Here is a 19,673-nt window from a genome sequence, read left to right as displayed (position 1 = left end):
TGCAAATTACTGCGTAGGGTGGGTCAGGATTCAGTGCAAATCAACATGCAGGAGACTGGGATGGCGATTGGTGAAAGCCATGATGCGATCGACCAGTTCACCTTCCTCGAACCGGTAGCCTAGCGACGTCAGCGGTTGCAGGATGAGGCTGCGCGCGTCTGGCGCTGGCAGGATCTCGACGGGTAGCGGACTCCCCAGTTGCTCCAGCGGGACGTTCGGATAGGTGCGAAAGCGGTTGACGTTGTTGAGCCCGGCGAATACGACGCGAAAACGCTGGTTCGGATGATTGACCAGGGCAGCCAGCGCACGTACAAGCTGGAAATCCTTTCGCGCATCCTTGTTCAGCACAGAGTCGATTTCATCGAGGCAGAATAGGACACGCGTAGCGCCTTCCCGCTGAAATTCGGCGTGCAGGCGCCCGTCCAGACTGACATCCGAATTCTGACTCAACAGCTTCGCCTCGATGAGCTTTTTCGCCAGATGTTCCAGCACGCGCTTTTCGACATCCATTTCCTCACGTTCGACAGCGTGCTGGAACTGGCCGTCCATGCGCAGATAGAACGCGTGGTTTCTCGCCGGATCGCGCTTCTTGAACTCCTGCACGGCCGCGTTCAGCAGCGTTGTCTTGCCGAGCTGGCGGCCGCCATAGACCAGTGCCGCGCCGCGAGGCTCGACCAGGGAAGCGATTGCGTTTTCCCGTCCAAACCGCATTTCAGGAGGCGCGGGCATGCGGGCGTCCCCCTTCGTATACGGGTTGAAAAACGTCCATGCGGCCGTTACACGCAGGAACATTTCAAGGGCCGCCTGGGTATGGGCAGACGTCGCGAGATATGAGAGGACGACAGGATCGAGCAGGAAGATCGTGCATTTGCGATCCCGGCAGAAGTTGGCAAAGGCATTGCGCTCTTCGCCACTGAGCGGCTCGCCAACCAGCAGCACGGCGCGATCCGGCAAGCCGTGACGCTCAACGAGTTCGGCGAGACCGGCCAGGGACCAGTTACCGTGCACAAGGATCACGTTAAGCAGAGTCGATGATGAAACATCACCCTCGAATAACGGGAACCCCTTCGGCAAGGCCGGGCGCTGCACCCGGATCTTCAGGCGCCGGAATCCCCCGCCTGGACTGTATTCGCAGTCGAGCAGTACGTCCGGAATTCCCTGCGGGTATTCCTCTGTGAATCCGAGAAATCTGAGCACACCGACGATATTTTCGTAGGTTTTGCGGTCGAGCGTCGATCGCTTGTTGGGCCCCTTTCCGCCCCATTCCATCAACGTCGCAATCGTATCCCTGAAGGCCGCCTTCTGAACAGAGTAGTCAAGTCCTCCAGGTTGCTCCTGGATGACCCGGTCGCCTGCCTCCCGGGGATTCTGGTGGGTGTGAAGCAGTACAAACAGTTCGGGTTCAATCTGGATGAAAGTCTTCAGATCGACGTTTTCGTGTTGCGATGACTCGAGAAGACGGGCGTTGCGGTTGATGTGGTCCTGCAACTGATTGATCAACTCCCGCACAACTGTCAGGCTTCGCCGTTCCAGCGCTGAACGGGCGCGTACATCCCATCCTTCAGGTACAGCATCCGGACCCACTTTCGTGCGGATCGTCAGCAGTGCCTGGTTGAGTTCCTCGTCGAGTTCCGATGCGTTGCTGTTCAGCAGTTTTTCAAGGCCACGCGTCCTGCTGTTGATCGCGTCGCCGATGAACGATACGTCAATGAACGGTTTCAGGGACGACAGCTTTTCGAGCCAGTCGTCGGCGATGTCCATGTTGGACAAATGCTCATCTTCCGTGATGAGGTCGGCCGACATCGCCTGGACCGACAGGTTCCTGAACTGATCGATATCCTGCTTATGTCCGGCGCGGATGCCAGCGATGGACGCGATGGTCGCATCGATCTCTCCGTCGAGCTTGCTCCCGAGACCTTCCAGCTGGCGCAGCAGCAGCAACTGGGCCCAGTGGGCCTTATGCCTGGCCGCGAGCTCGACCATGTCGCCAAGCCAGTTCGTCGACAGGAGGCGCATCGCATACCATTCGAACCGCAGATCGACGCCAACGTCCCCAATTTCCAGACGGGCCAACGTTTCGGGCAGCCGGAACGTGGCATCAGTCTGCTCGAACTTCCATGTTGAGTGGGAGTCGAGCCGAATTTCGCCTTGCAGACACTGCAGTGCGTTCAGCAACAATGCGCTGCCCGCCCGATGTTCAAGGTCAGCTGATCCTGGATGCGAAAGGAGCATCGCAATTGAACGGTCAAGCTGGGTATGAAACTTCTTGATGAACTCTTTTGTTTCATTTGGCCGAACGTCGGCCGGAATAACTTCGAGCAACCACGCCTGTGCAATGGCCACCAGCGAATCGATCTGTTGACAGAAACTCGTGTACGCAGTGCTGTCGATGTTATCGGTTTGGCCGTCAGCCCTGATCCGCGCCACCAGTTCGTCAAGAAGCGCCCTCGAATCCGCATGTGCGCGATATCGCTCGACAAACGTGCGCACAGCAATGCTGTCTCCACGCTCGCCAGCCCGGATTGCCTCGATTGCCTCACCAATGACAGGTTCGGTCGGGCACAGTTTGAGTGCAACCCGCAGCGCGTGCCACCGCGTAGTCCGCTGGGCGTTGATATCCACCCAGGCGTTCACCTGATCCTGCAACCTTGCAGCGGCGAGATGGGCCTCTTGCGCGTCTTCATTACGCAGGAGGTCGAGGTCAACCCGTCCTCCGCGCATTGCGAACTCGGCGGTGGTGGAGATCAACTGCCGGAGCGGGCCGTCAAAGTAGTCTACGGCGACCTTTAGCAATGTCGGGGCGAGCGTCTCGCTGCCGGCAAAGAGCGCGGGCTGCAGCGTCGCGCAAACGAGGAGATACGGCACGAGCTTGCCGATCGGTTTGCGGGCGAGCTGTTCCTCGAGATCCGTATGATTGACAAGGTTCAGATCGCGCTGCGTATAACTGAGGGAATCACGGTCTTTGGGCCAGAAATTGATGCCGTGGAACGCGGAACGCAGCAAGGACGCGTCAAGAACCCGGCCGCTCAGTAGCGTCGATTCGTTGGCATCGCGCAGCATCTGGTACGCGACGTTAAGATGACCGGCAGTGAGCCAGTGGACGGCCATCGATTCCGCCAGCCCGGTTGGCACCTCCGCGTATTGATCGTACGCCAGCCGGAATGCCTTTAGCGCCTCTTCTCTTGATTCCGAATACTGCAAATGGCGCAATGCATCCTCAACGCCGAGAACCTTCGGTTCGGCGGGCACATCTTCAAAAGCCTCAATCTCCGGATACGACTCGACGCCGTCGTCTTCGTCTGTGCGATCCCATGCAATGTCATCGCCAGCACCTTGCGCCAGACCTTCCTCGCGGACAACTGACCCGGTTACGACAGCGTCTTGCGCGGCCGGCATTTCAGTCGTTAAAGACGGATCCTCAATTTCGGAGTGGGCATTCGCCTGTGCGTCCGGCTTCGGCTCTTCCGTCGGGACAACGGCAATCTTTCCCGTCGTTGCAGAATCTGGGAGGATTGTCTGCACAGGACTTTCAACCGGCTCGGAAACCGTACTTCCCCTGCTGTCTTCGTGCGCTGTCTGGGGGGGCTGCGGTAACTCGTCGTCACGCTTGCCTGCCTCGCGCACGCTGGGTTCGCCGCCCAACGCATTGACTACCGACTTTAAGGATTTCACGGCCTCCGGATTCAGCGTCTCTGCATCGAAGTCCCAGTCCGTAAGCGCTGCCTCATCTTCCATGAGATCATCGAGCGTCCTTCCATCTGGGACAAGGCTATGAGCGGCTTCGACCCGAATCGTTTCCAGCTCACGCTGAGCGTCGCTTACCTCGTTCAGCTTCTTTGTTTCTCGCGCCTTTAGAGCGGTCCTCGCCGTGTACTTGGCTTCCGCAATCTGTGTGCGGATCTCTTCGATCTCCAATTGCGCGGCAGAAATCTTTCCGTTTTCGATGGCAAAACGGTCTACGAAATCCTTGAGATTTCGACGCTCAGTCAACGTCATCTCGAACCAGGTCCGTGGTTGCCCTTTCTCCAGCGCGGTGATGACTGCCACTTTCCATGCCGAACGCAAAGGTGGAATCAGGTCTCGCTGGTCGCTGTGCGCGAAACCGAGTGCCGTTGTCACCTCAAGCAATCCGTCACAATAGCGGTCAACCAGAACCGCCGCTTCCGCCGTGGAGATCCGTTCGCTCAGCTCGATCAGCCTCTGCAGATGCTGGTCAAGGATAGCCTTGATCCGAAGCGCCGGTTCCGGATCGGAGCCGCCCGTGCGCTGGGCCTCAAGGCCTATCTCGCCAATCAGCTCATATAGCCGTCGCAATGTGCCCGGCATGGGCAACTGGCTTTCATCCGCCGATACGGTTGCTACCGCAACCTGGGCTGCTGGTATCACAACGTCGTTTCCGAGCGCGTGCGGATGTGACGGGGCGGCGTTTGCTCCAGACTCGCTGCGTTCCTTCGATGGTGATTGTGGCAACGGCTCCTCGACTGCCTCGGCCGGCAGCCCCCTGAACGTCCTGTAATAGGTCAGCACGCTGGGTTCGATCGCTGCTGCTTCTTCGAGCGCTCGCTTTCCGAAAAAAGTGAACCCGCAAAATATTGCCTCCGCCAGCAACGACCTGTCGGCTTCCTCAAGCCTTGTCCAGTTCGCCAGTTCGTTTCGCGCGCGAAGCCAGCTTTCTGCAGCACATTTGAGCATCAGCTCAAACGCGCGCTCCACTGTAGTGTTCGCCCGATTTGCCAGTGCCTGAAGCTTTAACTGGTGATGTCTGAAGTCCTTGTGCTCGCGTTGGGCAAGCAGATCGGACAACATCTGCCGCTGCTGCCCCTCCTCGATCCGTGAGAACTCCGTCAGGTCGGCTTCATCGCGAAGGTGCCAACCCTCGTCAAAGCGCGCGAGCGCATGCGCTTCCGGGCTGCCAGCCCCATCACCGATCAGCATGATCGGAGTACCAAGGTTGCGATAGTGAAGCAATGCCGCGACAAAACGGCTCAAGCGGGCATTGCGGCCTAATAGAATCTCAAGAAGCTTTTTATCGGTACGAAAACTCCTGGGCAGCTTAAAGTGCTTCTGCAGCGCCTCCGGATTCGATTTCCCCTGAGAGTCGATGTGCCAGCAATCCGGTAACCCCTTGGACTTATCGGAGATGGTCTCCAAGTCAACTTTTTGCATTATTAGCCGTTGTCTTTGTATGCCAGTCTGTCAGCGCTCCATGAATCTGCCGTCCATTCAGCCGAAGCGCGGCTCATTCCTAAAAGAATACCAGTCATTACGAGGAAAAGTAGACTGCTCAAAACATGTTAGGCACATACTTTGATCCCGCAATGCAATATCGCTCGCTGACTGTCGGTCATCGTCATTGCTTGGAGCCCGCGGTTAAGAACGGGAAAGGCGGACATACGAAAATCAAACTCTTTGCCAATCGCCCTTCTCTTGCCGACCGGGCGACTGAAAATAAACAGGTATCAGGCGAGAACGCCCTCCGGCCGTTGCTGTCGGCGTACCATAGTACGGGCGCGCACGCGCAGCAAATGGTGGGCTATCCAAGATATTTACGAGTAAGACCAAAGATTTTTAGCGGTAGGCGGATCGGGCGCCAGAGCGGCCGCCGCCTGCGCGGTGCGGTAAGTCCCGGCCAAGCCTTTCAGTTTATCGATGACTGCTCGACCTACGCGCGCAGCCTTGCGGGTAGAGTTCATGGCGATCGCCGTGACACGACGGACGCGTATCATCGACGCCTTGCGCGGGGGATACAGCGCACGCCAACGGAGCGCATTTGACTCACATTGGCAACTGCCGTCAACGGCGCTCTGCGCCGAGAAAGTCCGGCGCCTATCGCTGTCGCGACATCAGTGCTGCAGACGACGCGAAATGACGAGGATGCAGCCATAATGCGCGGACAATGAGCGTTAACGTCATAGCACTACGCAGGGAGGATACGACGCAAATCGTGTTCGAGAGGACGATTCAGCGTTGACTTTGCATGCCGTCTGGACCGCCTCCCGATTCAGCGATTACAACTCGGGGATCGCAACCTGCGCGGTCTTTCCGCTCATGATGCCATCGAGATTGCAACTGTCATTGACGGCAATCAAGGTCTGCGGATCTGCGGGAACCGCACAGATATTGAAGTCAACCCCATGACCGAAGCTCACACGTCCCATCCGGCCATATGGAATCTTTACTTTCTTTGAAAAGGTCGCACTGTCCGTGAGGACAGGGATGTCATCCGGGATTGCGTCCGTGATGACAGTATTGCCCCAGTTCATCTGCTGTTTCCGGCCCAGATCATAGTTGAGTTCGACCGCCACGGTTGCGCTGTTCTTGTCAGCGTCGATCAAGGTTATATGACTGATGACCTTTGCGACGCCCCATGCGCATGACGTCATTTCAGCATTGCACTTGCGAACGTCCATCAAAGGTCCCACGCTGATGTATGTCGTGCCCGGCTTTCTCACCTGGATATCGCCAGAACCTTCTCCCCGTTTGTTGGCAAAAAACGGATTCTGTGCGCTGACGAAGGTTGTGACGCTAGTTGCCTGGTGTGCAGTAGGCGCTAAGTTCGCGCATCCCGCGAGAATAGATGTCGCGAGCAGGCACAAAGATGCGCGGCGATAAGTCGTCTTCAACTTGAATTTCCTTGTCGTTCATGCTGTACAACTGGATATCGGCAACAAGGTCTGAATACTTCAGGGCGAGTCGGCTGTGATCGGTCGAATGTCAGTACTGTGCGCGTTAGGAGCCCGGTCGACTTGTATCGCCGTCCTCCCGCACGGTTTCAGCGTGTCGTTGGTCATCTTCCGCGTGGAGATAGATGCCCGTCGTCTGGATCGATGCATGGCGCATATTTTTCTGTATGAAACGCAGGTCTGTACCTGCATCGGCCTGATGCGAAGCTGCACTGTGGCGGAGCCAGTGGGTCGACGCCCGTCGCAGCGTTGCCGCGCCGGCTGGATCGGTCGGCGCGAGCATATCGGCAGCACGCCGGAACATTTCCTTGACGATCAGATACACCGCTGCCGGGGTCAGGTGTCTCTGCGGGTCGCCTGTGACGCTCATGACTGCAGCGGCCCTTTCGCTCCCTGACGGCGTCGGTGGCAGCCCATGAAAAACCCGGTACCGCGCGAAGTCCGCCATCAGCGCGGCGCTCACCGGCACCTCTCCCTCGGCGCCACCCTTCCCCAAAACGTGCAGCCACCAGTTACCCCGCCGCTGATAGAAGTCGGCCGCCTTTGCATGCGCCGCTTCCGAGACCCGCAGCCCTGTGTGGTACAGCAGGCGGATCAGCCAGCGGCAGCGCTCGTAGTGCTGGTGATCGCGCGCGGTGTGCCGCGGCCACTGCTCGACGCTGGCGAGCACGTGGTCCCACAGTGCGTGATCCAGGTACCGCTCGACCCGTCGAGTGCGCCTTGCCGCTGCGCCGGTCCGGCGGCGCAGCGCCAGCGGATTGCCGGCCAGGTAGCCGGCGCTGACCAGGTAGGACAGCAGGCCGGACACGATGCCGAGCGCCTGGTGCCGGCTACGCTCTGATAGCGGGCCGTCGAACAGCCGTCGCGTGCCACCGCGCCGCGGCCGCATCGGATCGGCCCAGTCGCCGGTCGGCGCCGCGAGAAACTGCTCGTACAGCAGGAAGTCCTCGCGCGTGAGGCTGGAGAGCGGCTTGCCCAGCGTTCGTGTGGCCCACAGCACCAGCCGTACCGCTTCCTTACGGTAGCTGCGCAGCGTGTGCGGCGAGCCGGCGTATTCGGCGAGCCAAAGGCGCACGGCCTCCACGTCGCTATCGGCCACGATCTGCAGGTGACCGCCCCGCGCGCGGTTGGTGCCGTCCCGCCCGTCGAGGGCCGCTGGCAGCGCGATCGGCAGGACCGATTCTGGTGATTCCGGCGCGACGGGGGGCAGGTTCATGGTGTGACGTGTTTTCGGATGGACTTTTAGCAGCGTACAGCACTAATACTTGTGATTATGGGCGTTATCACAAATTTCGCTCGTAAATGATTACTTATATAATGTTATATGATGATATTCAATCGATAACAGCTGGCTTTGATTTGACTGGCCGCCGGAGAACGCCTCATGAGCAGGATTAGCGATACCCGCATCCGTACCCGGCAGGCCGCCGCCCGGCTGCTTGCCGCTGGTCGCGCCGCGCACGAGCTCACCGTGGATCTCATTTACGCGGAGATCCGCCAGGGTAGCCGGACCACGATCAATGACGAACTGAAGCTCTGGAAGGATGAGCAGATCAGGGTTGATGCGCTGAACGCTGCGCTTCCGCCGGCGGTTGCGAATGCGATGCTCTCGGTGTGGGCACTCGCCGTTGAACAGGGTGAAGAACTTTTCGCGCAACGAGGCGAGGAGCTTGAAAAACTGACTTCGGCAGCCGTCGAGCGGGCCAGTTCACAGGAAGTTACCAACGCGGAACTTCAGGCGGAAATTCGTGTGCTTTGCGCCCGGTCGGAAGACCTGCAGGCGAGGCTGGATACCGCGCTGGCCGAACGCGCCACAACGCAGCTTGAACGGGACAATGCCCGCCGGGAGGCACAAGCAGCCAGCGCTGCGCGGGACGCACTCCAGGCGCGGCTGGACACTTCGTTGCGTGCGATCCAGACTGACCATCTCCACGAACTCGAAACCTTGCGGGCGGCGCAAATGGAACACGAAGATGCCCTACGGTCAACGGTAGATCAGGCGATGTTCCGCCTTGAAGGCGTTCAGAAACATGTCATGCTGCAGGCTGAACAGGCTCGCGACGCCCAGCGACGCGTCGAAGCCGAGCTTTCCAAATGCCGGCAGCGCAACGACCGGCTTGCCGAACAGATTCAGCAGGTTTCCGCGGATGCGGGGGAACACAGGCGGCTCGCCGAGAAATACGAGAGCCAGTTAGGTGGCGCCATTAGCGAGGCTCGTGATCTGCGCCGTGATCGTGATGATCTATCCCGTCAGGTCGGGTTGTTGCAGGGTCAGTTAGCAGCCAAAAAAGAACATGCGTCCCCACGCCGGCCGCGCCGCACAGTCCAGAAAATCTAAGGCATGCGCCCTGCTCCGGCCTCCCGGAAATCATGAGGCCGATCTGCGGATGCCTATCTTTCGACCACGACGACGCATTGAAAATGGGTGGGAAGGTAGTTTGATTTTGTCGCCCATCTGGACGTTTCGCATGCCCAATAACCAAGTGTTGCGAGAGGTTCGGTGAAGACTCCGACATTACAGGTCAGCAAGATCACGGTTGCTATCGCGCAGAAATCAGGGCAAGCGCTGAGGACTTAACGGTCCATGCCGTGGCCATTTCATTATGTCGTGTTCCGCTAAATTGAAATGTCGTGTTTGCGGGTTCAGGCTGGTGGCCAGCATGCCTTGAGAAGCGCTGGCAATGGACGCATCTGGGACGATCATGAACGAACTACGACGCGGAGTGTCGGCTTCGGTGTCATGCTCGTCGACCGCACGTATCAACAAAGCACTGATACCGAGCACAACAGGACATATTCCCCTCAATAACGGGCAATCAATTGCGCCCCCGCCCACCTATATGCGATCTTACGAAACCGCTGGAACGGGTAGACCAGATTGATGCTCGCCATACACCGCTGCTTTTTTATTGACGAACCGAATGATGACACTGCTGAAGTTGTTGAACCCTTGGGAGCCCTCGTTTGTTTTCGTGACAGTTTTTCTGCTGACCGCAGCGTTGTTTATTCGAGGCGCTCGGCGGCGTCAACCTTCGCTCGGACGGGAAATTGCGTTTTGGAGTGGAATGACTCTTTTCTACGTCGCTCTCCACACTCGAGTCGACTACTACGCTGAGCATCAATTTTCCGCTCATCGACTGCAACATCTCCTGCTTCACCATCTCGCGCCATTGCTGGTCATGGCTGCGTATCCGGGAAACGTTCTGCGCGCTGGCTTACCTCTACCCGCTCGCATGAAACTCAGGCGGCTCCAGCGACATCGATTCTTCCGCAATTTCAGGTCAATGCTTTTGCGCCCAAGCATCATCACAATCGCATTCGTAGCTTCGATATTCCTTTGGCTGGTTCCGTCTGTCCAGTTCATCACAATGCTCGACTGGCGGCTTTACTTTGCAATGAACTGGTCTGTCGCCGCCACGGGTCTAATTTATTGGTGGATGGTACTGGATCACCAGCAGCATCCGCCTGCTTGTCTGAGTCCCGGTATGCGTGTGATGTCCCCCATCATTACTATGACGCCGCAAATCCTTCTCGGCGCCATGATTGCGTTCTCTTCAAAAGACTTGTATCCAATATTCACCATTTGCGGTCGAGCGTTCACAGACGTGAGCGCAGAGCACGACCAGAGTTTGGGTGGGCTCATCATGTGGATCCCCGCCGCGGTGCTGGAAGCAGTGGGAGCCCTACTGGCTCTTCGCCGCATGATGCATCTGTCCGGGCGCCCAGCGGCGCTCAGGCCGACGAGCATTCGAAACACAGCAATAACATCCTAGCGGTGGTTTTCGCGTTCATGTTTCCTCGGGCAACCTGCTGTTGCGCGTTGCGGCCGCGAGGTGCAAAAAGCCAATTGCAGGCACCGCCAAAGCGATCCAGAGCGTTGCTCCGTCCGTGTCCATGCGGGGTGTTTTCCTTTCAAGTTAGTCTGTCTAACGTCTTGAAGACGATTGTCAGGAGTTGCAGTCGCCCGTCTTCCGCCCACTCGTCATTCATATTGGACCCCCGACTGCCGTTCCACTTGCGCCAGTTGCTTCGACCCTCGTGACTGCGCCGGCTCACCTCGACTGGAGCGGGTCGGATCAACGCGCGAGCCGGCCCAATGACGATTTTTGAGGTAAGTTCGTCCTTTTCGCCATGCCTGAAATCCGACATCATTCGATGATGCGGTTGGTGTATTGGCTGTCCAACGCGTCGCGCGACTAGTCTTTGGAGGGTGGGGATCGCTATGGCAGAAGAGATATCTGACGGAATCACGGCAGCGAGGGACGTTGCGTTCATCGTATTCCCGGGTTTTCAGATTCTGGATTTGAGTGGCCCCCTTTCAGCATTCGAGATTGCCGGAGATGTCAGTGCGCAGGGTGCCTACCGTTGCACTGTCGTCTCACCCACCGGAGGAGAGGTCGTTTCCTCTGCCGGTTTAAGCGTATTCACGCAGAAACTTCAGCGAAAGCCCCTGGACACGCTTATCGTAGTGGGAGGCGCAGTATCCGCGCACCCTGACACGCTAGGCCCTGTCGCCGATCAGCTTGCCATGGCCAGCGTGAACGGCAGCCGTCGTATCGCCAGCGTTTGTACGGGTGCTTTCATACTTGCCTCCGCTGGGCTATTGGACGGAAGGCGCGCAACGACTCACTGGAAACACGCTTCGCACCTGCGCCATCAGTTTCCGAAGGTCAAAGTTGAAGGCGACCGCATTTTTATCAAAGATGGCCCGATCTGGACCTCGGCTGGAGTCACGGCTGGTATCGATCTGGCGCTTGCCATGATTGAAGAGGACCTTGGGAGTTCCGTTTCTCATGCGACCGCACAAATGATGGTCGTATATCATCGGCGCCCCGGCGGTCAGTCGCAATTCTCCGCGTTGGCGGACATGGAACCCGCCTCGGATCGAATCCGCGACGTGCTTACCTACATCCGCGAACACTTAACCGAGCCTTTGTCGACGGAGCAACTCGCTGCGATTGCCTGTCTGAGTCCTCGTCAGTTCGGACGCACTTTCCTTACGGAGACGGGAGAAACACCCGCTAAAGCCGTCGAGCGGCTTCGAGTAGAGGTCGCAAGACAACGCGTGGAGAGCGGTGGCGAGCCGATTGAAATAATCGCGAGCTCAGTCGGTTTCTCGGACCCCGAGAGAATGCGTCGCGCCTTCATTCGAGTAATCGGTCATCCACCACAGACCATTCGCCGGATGGCCGGACAGGACGCGCTTGCACATCGCGTAGAGGAACAGGTTTGCGCTGAGTCGGCATAGGCGAACGTGTCGTGCGGGCATGCATATCTTTGCCCGGCACTAGCCGTGACGCTCATGCTGCGCCAAGACAACACCGGCGCCACGCTCACTTTGCGGCAGCGTCCGTTTGCATCGGCGCAACGAAATACCGGAGCAGAGCATCGTCGATCAAGCGTCGATGCGACGACTAAAGATCAATTACGAGTTCGGCCGATTTCGCTCGGGATACACATTGACGCGAATCTCTGTCTTGGCGACTCTTATTCACCTGCTTTTCCTCCGATGCTTAAGGAGCATGCGTAAACAATGGAGAATCGAAAAGGACGTATATACCTCAAAAACCGACATTCTTAAGTGCGGCAACATCTCGGGATTGCGGTCGTCATATTTTTAAGCGGGTTTGGCAAAGCGGATATCCGGCAATGCGGGCTGCCCAGTTTGCTCAGTTGACACTGATGCCCTGGCCGCGGCTTGCAATGATGAGCAACGCTTATGATGCGATTCGATGCGATGCGAGCCAATTCCTGGTCATCGGTAGCTTGCAGACGGCCCCATAAAAATACTGCCGTCGACCACTGATGGACTCATATCGACCGCACCATCTCCTCGATCACCTTCTTGGCGTCACCAAACACCATCATTGTTTTATCCATATAGAAGAGATCGTTATCGAGCCCGGCATACCCGGCCGCCATCGAACGTTTATTCACGATAACAGTCCGGGCCTTGTATGCCTCGATGATCGGCATGCCCGCAATCGGCGACTTTGGATCGTTCTTTGCAGCTGGATTCACAACGTCATTTGCCCCAAGCACCAGAACGACATCGACCTGTCCAAATTCACCGTTGATATCCTCCATCTCCTGAACAATCTCGTACGGCACTTCGGCTTCGGCGAGCAGCACGTTCATATGTCCCGGCATCCGGCCAGCCACGGGGTGAATCGCATACTTGACGTCCACCCCCTTGCCGATCAGTAGATCCGTCAGTTCCTTCAATGCATGCTGAGCGCGTGCAACGGCCAAACCGTAGCCTGGCACAATCACAACTGTTTCCGCGTTGCCGAGCATGAACGAAGCGTCTTCCGCAGACCCCGATTTAACCGGCCGCTGTTCCTGTGATCCAGCGGCGGAAGCCGCGCCAGCCTCCCCACCAAATCCACCTAGAATCACATTAAAAAACGAGCGGTTCATCGCCTTACACATGATGTACGACAGAATCGTACCGGACGAGCCGACCAGCGACCCGGCAATGATCAACATCGCGTTGTTCAACGAGAAGCCGATACCGGTGGCAGCCCAGCCCGAGTATGAGTTCAGCATGGACACGACGACGGGCATATCCGCTCCTCCAATCGGGATGATGATCAGCACGCCCAGCGCAAACGCGACTATTGTCATGATCACGAACGGCAGCCACGATTGTGTGAGGAAGAAGACGACGCCGAAGCCGATCATCGCGATGGCCAGCAGCAGGTTAATCAGATGCTGGCCCGCATAGACGACCGGCGCGCCCTGAAAGAGCCGGAACCTGTACTTGCCCGACAGCTTGCCGAACGCGATCACCGAACCGCTAAACGTGATTGCGCCAACGAACGTACCGATAAACAGTTCGATCCGGTTGCCATACGGAATGAAGCCCTGAATGCTTTCTTCGAGACCAAGGCCGAACGCTGCCGGTTCCGATACGACGGCATACGCGATACACACCGCAGCCATACCGATCAGTGAGTGCATTGCCGCGACCAGTTCCGGCATCTTCGTCATCTCGACGCGCGCGGCGACAATCGAGCCGATCGCGCCCCCAACCACTAGCGCAACGACCACTAGCGAAATACCAAGCGAAAGATTCGACCCCAGCAACGCGGCCTGCTTCGCGATTAGCGCAATGGTAGTGAGAATCGCGATGGCCATGCCGATCATGCCGAACATGTTGCCCGTTCGGGCGGTCTTCGGATTCGACAGTCCCTTCAACGCCTGAATAAAGCAGATGGACGCGATCAGATAAAGGAGGGTAACGACATTCAGGCTCATTTACACACCCTCCTTTGCATCACCATGACCTGAAATTTTCTTCGGTTCTTTCTTTTTAAACATCTCAAGCATTCGTCTCGTAACGAGGAATCCACCGAACACATTCACGGCCGCGAGCGCCACGGCGACCGTGCCGAAGAACTTGCCCGTCCCGCCGACCGTTAAGCCCGCCGCAAGCATCGCCCCGACAATGACAATCGCCGAAATCGCGTTCGTCACCGCCATCAGTGGTGTATGCAGCGCCGGCGTGACGTTCCAGACAACGTGGTAGCCGACATAGATCGCCAGCACAAAAATGATCAGGTTGATCACAGTATGATTAATGACATCCATTTCCCCCTCCCTATTTTTCTTTATTAATCAGAATTTTCTGGAAATTTGCCCTTCATGTGTGAGCAAAGTCGAGGCCACGATCTCATCGCCGAGATCAATTTTTACGCTGCCTTCCTTCGTAACGATCAGTTTAAGAAACTCAAAGAGATTTCGGGCATAAAACGCAGACGCATCGGCGGGCATCAGTGCGGCCAAGTTAGAAAACCCCACGATAGTTACGCCGTGTTTGACTACAACCTTATCGGTTTCTGTTAATGGACAGTTTCCACCGACATTGCCTTCGTATGTCGCACCACGGGATGCTGCCATATCGACAATCACCGATCCGCTTTTCATTGCGGCGACGGTCTCCACGGAAAGTAATCTCGGTGCCAGGCGACCCGGTATCAGCGCCGTGGTAATAACGATATCGGCTTGCCTGGCGCGCTCATGCACCAGTGCGGCCTGCCGCGCAAGCCAAGAGTCCGGCATGGTGCGAGCGTATCCGCCTACTCCGAGTCCCGCATCGCGCTCTTCATCTGTCTCGAACGGAACATCAAGAAATTTTGCACCTAATGACTCAATCTGCTCCTTCACTGCCGGACGCACATCGGAAGCTTCAACGATGGCACCAAGACGCTTGGCGGTCGCGATGGCCTGCAAGCCCGCTACGCCAGCACCCAGCACGAGTACACGCGCGGCCTTGACGGTTCCTGCCGCCGTCATCAGCATGGGCATGAAGCGGGGATAGTAGTGAGCTGCAAGCAGTATCGCTTTATAGCCAGCAATATTCGCCTGCGATGAAAGAACATCTAATGCCTGTGCTCGACTGCTCCGTGGAGCGGCCTCCAGCGCAAAGGCCGTTATGCCCGCTAATGCGAGGCGACTGGCATTCGCCTGATCGAAAGGATCAAGCATCCCGATGAGTATCGCGCCATGCTTCAAATGACGGAGATCTTCGTCTACTGGCGTTCGAAGCGTCAAAACCACGCGACAACCTAACGCTTGCTCCTGGGGGACGATGGAAGCCCCGGCCTTCTGATATTCCTCGTCGGAAAAGTCGGCTTTCGCGCCCGCTTGTGAAGCAACTCGCACGATAAGACCCTGTTCGCTAAGGCGTTTGACCACTTCGGGCGTCAGTGCCACACGATCCTCGCCTGCGTGCCGCTCGATTGGCACTCCAACGTCGATAGTCTCCATGTTTAAATTCTAAGAATGAGTTAATATTTAAAACATCGGTGTCTTCCGACACTGACCGTGGATGTAAAGAAAACATTGTCGGGCGGACAAGCCAGAACGCTTGCGACGAGATGTGCTACGCCAATCGCTTTCTTTTCAGAGCGGCATTTTTCTCAGGACATTCCTGTATAAGATGCTGCTGATATTGCTAGCGGGCGTGCGCCGCAATCTATCTCTCTCATCAAGCCAAAGCGCCTTGAATTAATGCGAAATATCATTCGGATATTTTGATGTGATCGGGCATCCGATTTTTATCCTGATCACGCGCGCCACCTACTTTCTCGCAACCGTAATTCAAATACCTCTTTTGAACCTCGTCGCTGAAACAGATGACTTAGGCTGCTCCGCCGTCCACCTTGTGCAGCGGGATCACTTCGGCGTGTTCGACCAGTTCAGGTATTTTTTCCAGGATCGCCGCGATATGGGGAGCCGCAGCATGTTTATCGAGATGCTCCCGGCTTTGCCACTCCTCAGTCCAGATGAAGCGTCGCGGTTCATCAAGATCCCGGTTGAGCTGATAACTGATGCAGCCTTCTTCCTTGAGCGTAATCGGAATTGCACCTCTGAAAAGAGCTTCCAGCTTTTCCTCCTCGCCCGGTTTCGCGAGAAAAATTGCAACGACTGGCAATGTCATATGTTTCTCCATAAACTGCGTGGTTGGTACGCGATGAATAGTAAAGAGATGTCGGTGGTTCGTCAGGATCGGGCGTAAATGCCGTCATAGCGGCCTTCACGGATCGTCCGCATGATCGCCTCTTCATTCGCAATTTGAGCTTGTACGGCCTCGAGGAGGTTAGCGGCTATTGCGGCTGGAAATGACACTACGCCATCTTCGTCACCGACCACAAAGTCGCCAGGAGAAATCACGCAGCCTCCGACCGATACCGGCACATTGAGCTCGCCCGGTCCATTCTTGTAAGGGCCTCGATGCGTTACTGCGCGCGCAAAGCAGGGAAAATCGGATTCGGCAAACGCTGCGACATCACGGATCGCGCCATCGATGACATAACCCTCTGCTTTTCGCCACTCGGCAATCGTCTTCATGATCTCACCGACCAGAGCGCGGGTTTCGTCGCCGCCTCCGTCCACGACGATGACATCACCCGGCCCGACCAATTCAAGCGCCCGATGGATTGCAAAATTGTCGCCAGGCCGCGTACGCACAGTGAATGCCGTGCCGACAAGTTTCCCTTTGCGATGAAACGGGCGCAATCCAACCGATCCTGGAAGCCGGGCGAGGTTGTCGGAGATAACGGCTGTCGGCGCGTCGCGAAAGCCTTCGATAAGACTGGCGGGTGGTTTGGGTACGGATCTCGCAGCAATTGTGATAGTCATGGACAGGTTCCTCAGGTTAGCAAGGGCGCCTTACGCCGATGATGCAACGTTGGAAACGTCGAGCCGGCATGGACATGCCGGGTCTGGACAAAACAATTCGATCAAAGGCGCGGGGCGCCATGGAACGGCCAATAAGAAGCCGAAGTTCTGCTCCCGCGCCTGAACCCTTACCAGCCCTCCAGCACGATCTTGCCGCGTGATTTACCGCTTTCCAGCAAGGCATGCGCGCGCTTGAGGTTGGCTGCGTTGATGGCGCCGAAGCTCTGGTCAAGCGTGGTGCGCAGCACGCCCTTGTCGATGAGGTCGGAGACATCGTCGAGCAGCTGGCTCTGTGCGATCATGTCCGGCGTCTGGAACGTGGAGCGCGTGAACATCAATTCCCAGTGAATCGATACCGCCTTGGCCTTGAACACGCCAATGCTGAATTCCGCCGGATCGTCGATCAGGCCGAAGCGGCCCTGAGGCGCGATGAACTCCGCCACGTCCCTGTAATGCTGGTCGGTCGCAGTGAGGCTCGCGACAAGGCCGACCGGATCCAGCCTGAGCGCGGCGATCTGCTCCTTCAGCGGCTTCGCGTGATCGATCACCGCATGAGCCCCCAGATCGAGACACCATTGCTGCGATTCCGGCCGCGTAGCCGTCGCAACCACGGTCAGCCCCGTGAGCCGGCGCGCGAGCTGGATCAGGATCGACCCCACGCCTCCTGCCCCGCCGATCACCAGGAGCGTGCGCGGGTCGTGCCGCTTGCCGGGCACCGCGCCCAACCGGTCGAATAGCAGCTCCCATGCGGTGATCGATGTCAGTGGCAATGCCGCGGCCTGCGCAAAAGACAGTGTCCGGGGCTTTCTGCCAACGATCCGCCCGTCAACGAGGTGGAACTCGCAATTCGTTCCCTGACGCTGGTTCGAACCCGCGTAGAAGACCTCATCGCCCGGCTTGAACCGGGTGACATCGGGACCCACCGCGTCGACAACGCCGGCGGCGTCAAATCCGAGAATCTTGTAGTCGCCTTGCGCCGGTTCAGCGCGCCTGCGAACCTTGGTGTCCACGGGATTGACCGAGATGGCCTTGACCGCAACCCTGATGTCATGCCCCGTCGGCTCGGGCTTGCTGGTCTCGAAATCGACGAGTGATCCGTCTGCGTCAATGGGCAAAGACTTCTGGTATCCAACAGCTTTCATGCGTTGATTCTCCATTCTGGTTGTGAGTACCGCGATGTTCTGTTCGGGCCGGTGCGTTCAGAATCACACGGCGCCGGCGAGCGGCGAGAGCGTGCCGTAGGCGCGCGAGCAGTAGACGAGAGGGTGGTCTTCGCCCGCTACGATTTCGTCCACACGACCGATCAGCAATACGTGCGAAGCGATGGAGCGGGCCTCGACGAGCTCGCAGTCGAACGCGGCCACGGCGCCTTCGAGGAAGCGCTGCGTCTCACCCGCTGCGCGGATCCAGCGGGCTTCGGCCAGATCGTAGGGGCGCCCCGTGCGCGGGCGTCCCGAGAACCGTTCGGAATGCTCGACCTGCCCGCACGACAGCACGTTGATCACAAAGCGTCGGTGCTGCGAGACCGCGCTGTAAAGAGGGCTGCCTGACTTGACGGCCACCAGCACCATCGGCGGATCCGCGGACACGGAGATGAACGTGCCCACCGTCAGCGCAATGCGCGCGTCGGGTGCGCCCGCCACCACGACCGCGACGCTGAGCGGCACGCGGCTCATCGCCGACAGGAACTGATCGCGCAGCACGCCGGTATCGCTGGTCGCCAGCGACGATGCATCAGACGTCATGACCGGTGTCTCCTTCTGGATAGTGTGGGTGCTCAAAGAGTCGGGTTGTCCAGTGGCAGACCGAGCGCGGTGCGCCCGTAGGAGATCGCGCTGACGTCCCAGTTCTGCGTGATGTGCCGGTTGGCCGCGCTCATGTCGCAGAAGTAGCGCGAGAGCGGATTCCGCTCGTAGATCGCCCCGCCGCCGGCCGCATCCCAGACAACGTTCACGGCACGCGTTGCAAGCTGTCCGGCGAAGGTCGCTTCGGCGCGGCACCGCGCGCGCTCCTCGTCATTGGGCAGGCGGCCAGACTCGAGAATCTCCGTCATCCTGTCGCACGCGCCGTAGATCAGCAGGCGGGCCGCCTCGATGCAGGACAGCGCCTCGGCGATCTTCACCTGCTGGGTGGGAAAGTCGCTGACGGCCTTGCCCGAGGCGCGCGAGATCCTGCTGCGGGCCTGTTCGAGATAGGTATTCACGGCCCCTTCGGCAATGCCCAGCGCCGTGCCGCCGATGTAGACGCCGAACATGCAGTAAAGCGGCGCGCGCAGGTTGACCGGTTCGCCGGGATAGCGCGCTTCGCGCTCACGCATCGTGTCCACTGTCGTGGTCCGATGCTCCGGAATGAACACCTCGTCGAGCACGACGTCGTGGCTGGCCGAGCCCTTCAGCCCGATCGAATACCAGGTATCGAGAATCTGGTAATCACTTTGGGGAACGAGGAAATGGCGGTCCTCTTCCTCGCCATCCGGTCCGGGCGTAAAGGCGGTGAAGATCGCCCACTCGGCCAGACTCACGCCGCTCACGAAAGGCCAGCGGCCCGAGAGCACGTAGCCGCCTTCCACCCGGCGCGCACGCCCCAGGTTCGGGATCAGGATCCCGGAGAGCAGGGCTGCGGGATTGTCTGCCCACACATCTTCCTGGGCCTGGACGGGCCAGCGGCACATCATGGAGTTGTGCGAGATGTTCTGCACGATGGCCCAGGCGGAGGAGCCGCAGGCCTGCCCCAGCGGGCGCATGACATCGACCGCGGCCCGGAACGGCGCGTCGGCGCCGCCAAAGCGCGCCGGCTGGAACAGCC

14 protein-coding genes are annotated in these 19,673 nt (G+C 58.2%); 3 read left to right on the top strand and 11 right to left on the bottom strand.

What is annotated here, in order from left to right:
* Positions 1 to 30: 30 nt before the first annotated feature.
* The 3 genes from BGRAMDRAFT_RS32005 to BGRAMDRAFT_RS31995 form a co-directional block, all read right to left on the bottom strand.
* Positions 31 to 5,151: an ATP-binding protein gene (locus tag BGRAMDRAFT_RS32005; RefSeq protein WP_157140699.1), complete on the bottom strand. Its 5,121-nt coding sequence runs from the start codon at positions 5,149 to 5,151 to the stop codon at positions 31 to 33.
* Positions 5,152 to 6,008: 857 nt separating this feature from the next.
* A complete protein-coding gene (locus BGRAMDRAFT_RS34805; RefSeq protein WP_157140698.1) occupies positions 6,009 to 6,623 on the bottom strand; it encodes a hypothetical protein in 615 nt (204 codons plus the stop codon).
* Between the two features lie 106 nt (positions 6,624 to 6,729).
* Positions 6,730 to 7,899, bottom strand: a complete 1,170-nt coding sequence (locus BGRAMDRAFT_RS31995; RefSeq protein WP_006053070.1) for a tyrosine-type recombinase/integrase — start codon at positions 7,897 to 7,899, stop codon at positions 6,730 to 6,732.
* Between the two features lie 168 nt (positions 7,900 to 8,067).
* Between BGRAMDRAFT_RS31995 and BGRAMDRAFT_RS31990 the strand changes: the two genes are divergently transcribed.
* From BGRAMDRAFT_RS31990 to BGRAMDRAFT_RS31975, 3 genes are all read left to right on the top strand, one after another.
* Positions 8,068 to 9,021, top strand: coding sequence for a DNA-binding protein (locus tag BGRAMDRAFT_RS31990; RefSeq protein WP_006053069.1), 954 nt, complete (start codon positions 8,068 to 8,070; stop codon positions 9,019 to 9,021).
* 583 nt (positions 9,022 to 9,604) lie between these two features.
* Positions 9,605 to 10,456: a cytochrome c oxidase assembly protein gene (locus tag BGRAMDRAFT_RS31985; RefSeq protein WP_044022043.1), complete on the top strand. Its 852-nt coding sequence runs from the start codon at positions 9,605 to 9,607 to the stop codon at positions 10,454 to 10,456.
* Positions 10,457 to 10,905: 449 nt separating this feature from the next.
* The gene (locus tag BGRAMDRAFT_RS31975; protein ID WP_006053066.1) at positions 10,906 to 11,931 is read left to right on the top strand and encodes a GlxA family transcriptional regulator; all 1,026 of its coding nucleotides are present in this window, start codon (positions 10,906 to 10,908) and stop codon (positions 11,929 to 11,931) included.
* Between the two features lie 563 nt (positions 11,932 to 12,494).
* Here BGRAMDRAFT_RS31975 and BGRAMDRAFT_RS31970 read toward each other — a convergent pair.
* From BGRAMDRAFT_RS31970 to BGRAMDRAFT_RS31935, 8 genes are all read right to left on the bottom strand, one after another.
* Entirely contained in the window at positions 12,495 to 13,943 is a 1,449-nt protein-coding gene (locus BGRAMDRAFT_RS31970) for an NAD(P)(+) transhydrogenase (Re/Si-specific) subunit beta (protein ID WP_006053065.1), read from the bottom strand.
* Complete coding sequence (locus tag BGRAMDRAFT_RS31965) at positions 13,944 to 14,276, bottom strand: NAD(P) transhydrogenase subunit alpha part 2 (RefSeq protein WP_006053064.1); 333 nt, start codon at positions 14,274 to 14,276, stop codon at positions 13,944 to 13,946. It abuts the gene before it with no gap.
* Between the two features lie 27 nt (positions 14,277 to 14,303).
* Complete coding sequence (locus BGRAMDRAFT_RS31960) at positions 14,304 to 15,446, bottom strand: Re/Si-specific NAD(P)(+) transhydrogenase subunit alpha (protein WP_044022045.1); 1,143 nt, start codon at positions 15,444 to 15,446, stop codon at positions 14,304 to 14,306.
* Between the two features lie 382 nt (positions 15,447 to 15,828).
* Positions 15,829 to 16,128: a putative quinol monooxygenase gene (locus tag BGRAMDRAFT_RS34175; protein WP_006053062.1), complete on the bottom strand. Its 300-nt coding sequence runs from the start codon at positions 16,126 to 16,128 to the stop codon at positions 15,829 to 15,831.
* A 62-nt stretch (positions 16,129 to 16,190) separates the two neighbouring features.
* The gene (locus BGRAMDRAFT_RS31950; protein ID WP_006053061.1) at positions 16,191 to 16,829 is read right to left on the bottom strand and encodes an RraA family protein; all 639 of its coding nucleotides are present in this window, start codon (positions 16,827 to 16,829) and stop codon (positions 16,191 to 16,193) included.
* A gap of 167 nt (positions 16,830 to 16,996) precedes the next feature.
* Complete coding sequence (locus tag BGRAMDRAFT_RS31945; RefSeq protein WP_006053060.1) at positions 16,997 to 18,010, bottom strand: zinc-binding alcohol dehydrogenase family protein; 1,014 nt, start codon at positions 18,008 to 18,010, stop codon at positions 16,997 to 16,999.
* Between the two features lie 63 nt (positions 18,011 to 18,073).
* Positions 18,074 to 18,613 carry a flavin reductase family protein gene (locus BGRAMDRAFT_RS31940; RefSeq protein ID WP_006052597.1) on the bottom strand — a complete coding sequence of 180 codons (540 nt, stop codon included), beginning with the start codon at positions 18,611 to 18,613 and terminating at the stop codon, positions 18,074 to 18,076.
* A 32-nt stretch (positions 18,614 to 18,645) separates the two neighbouring features.
* The coding region (locus BGRAMDRAFT_RS31935; protein WP_044022040.1) for an acyl-CoA dehydrogenase family protein at positions 18,646 to 19,673 on the bottom strand (1,028 nt) is incomplete at its 5' end.

Source organism: Paraburkholderia graminis C4D1M, assembly GCF_000172415.1.
In the GTDB taxonomy this organism is placed as follows: domain Bacteria; phylum Pseudomonadota; class Gammaproteobacteria; order Burkholderiales; family Burkholderiaceae; genus Paraburkholderia; species Paraburkholderia graminis.
The sequence above is the reverse complement of the archived record's forward strand: the minus strand, read 5'-3'. Positions and strand labels throughout refer to the sequence as shown.

Bases quoted from the DNA above. Each gene is read 5' to 3' on its own strand.
- BGRAMDRAFT_RS31985 (WP_044022043.1), top strand. From the start codon at position 9,605: ATGATGACACTGCTGAAGTTGTTGAACCCTTGGGAGCCCTCGTTTGTT.
- BGRAMDRAFT_RS31970 (WP_006053065.1), bottom strand. From the start codon at position 13,943: ATGAGCCTGAATGTCGTTACCCTCCTTTATCTGATCGCGTCCATCTGC.
- BGRAMDRAFT_RS31975 (WP_006053066.1), top strand. From the start codon at position 10,906: ATGGCAGAAGAGATATCTGACGGAATCACGGCAGCGAGGGACGTTGCG.
- BGRAMDRAFT_RS31990 (WP_006053069.1), top strand. From the start codon at position 8,068: ATGAGCAGGATTAGCGATACCCGCATCCGTACCCGGCAGGCCGCCGCC.
- BGRAMDRAFT_RS31940 (WP_006052597.1), bottom strand. From the start codon at position 18,613: ATGACGTCTGATGCATCGTCGCTGGCGACCAGCGATACCGGCGTGCTG.
- BGRAMDRAFT_RS31995 (WP_006053070.1), bottom strand. From the start codon at position 7,899: ATGAACCTGCCCCCCGTCGCGCCGGAATCACCAGAATCGGTCCTGCCG.
- BGRAMDRAFT_RS34175 (WP_006053062.1), bottom strand. From the start codon at position 16,128: ATGACATTGCCAGTCGTTGCAATTTTTCTCGCGAAACCGGGCGAGGAG.
- BGRAMDRAFT_RS31965 (WP_006053064.1), bottom strand. From the start codon at position 14,276: ATGGATGTCATTAATCATACTGTGATCAACCTGATCATTTTTGTGCTG.
- BGRAMDRAFT_RS31950 (WP_006053061.1), bottom strand. From the start codon at position 16,829: ATGACTATCACAATTGCTGCGAGATCCGTACCCAAACCACCCGCCAGT.
- BGRAMDRAFT_RS31945 (WP_006053060.1), bottom strand. From the start codon at position 18,010: ATGAAAGCTGTTGGATACCAGAAGTCTTTGCCCATTGACGCAGACGGA.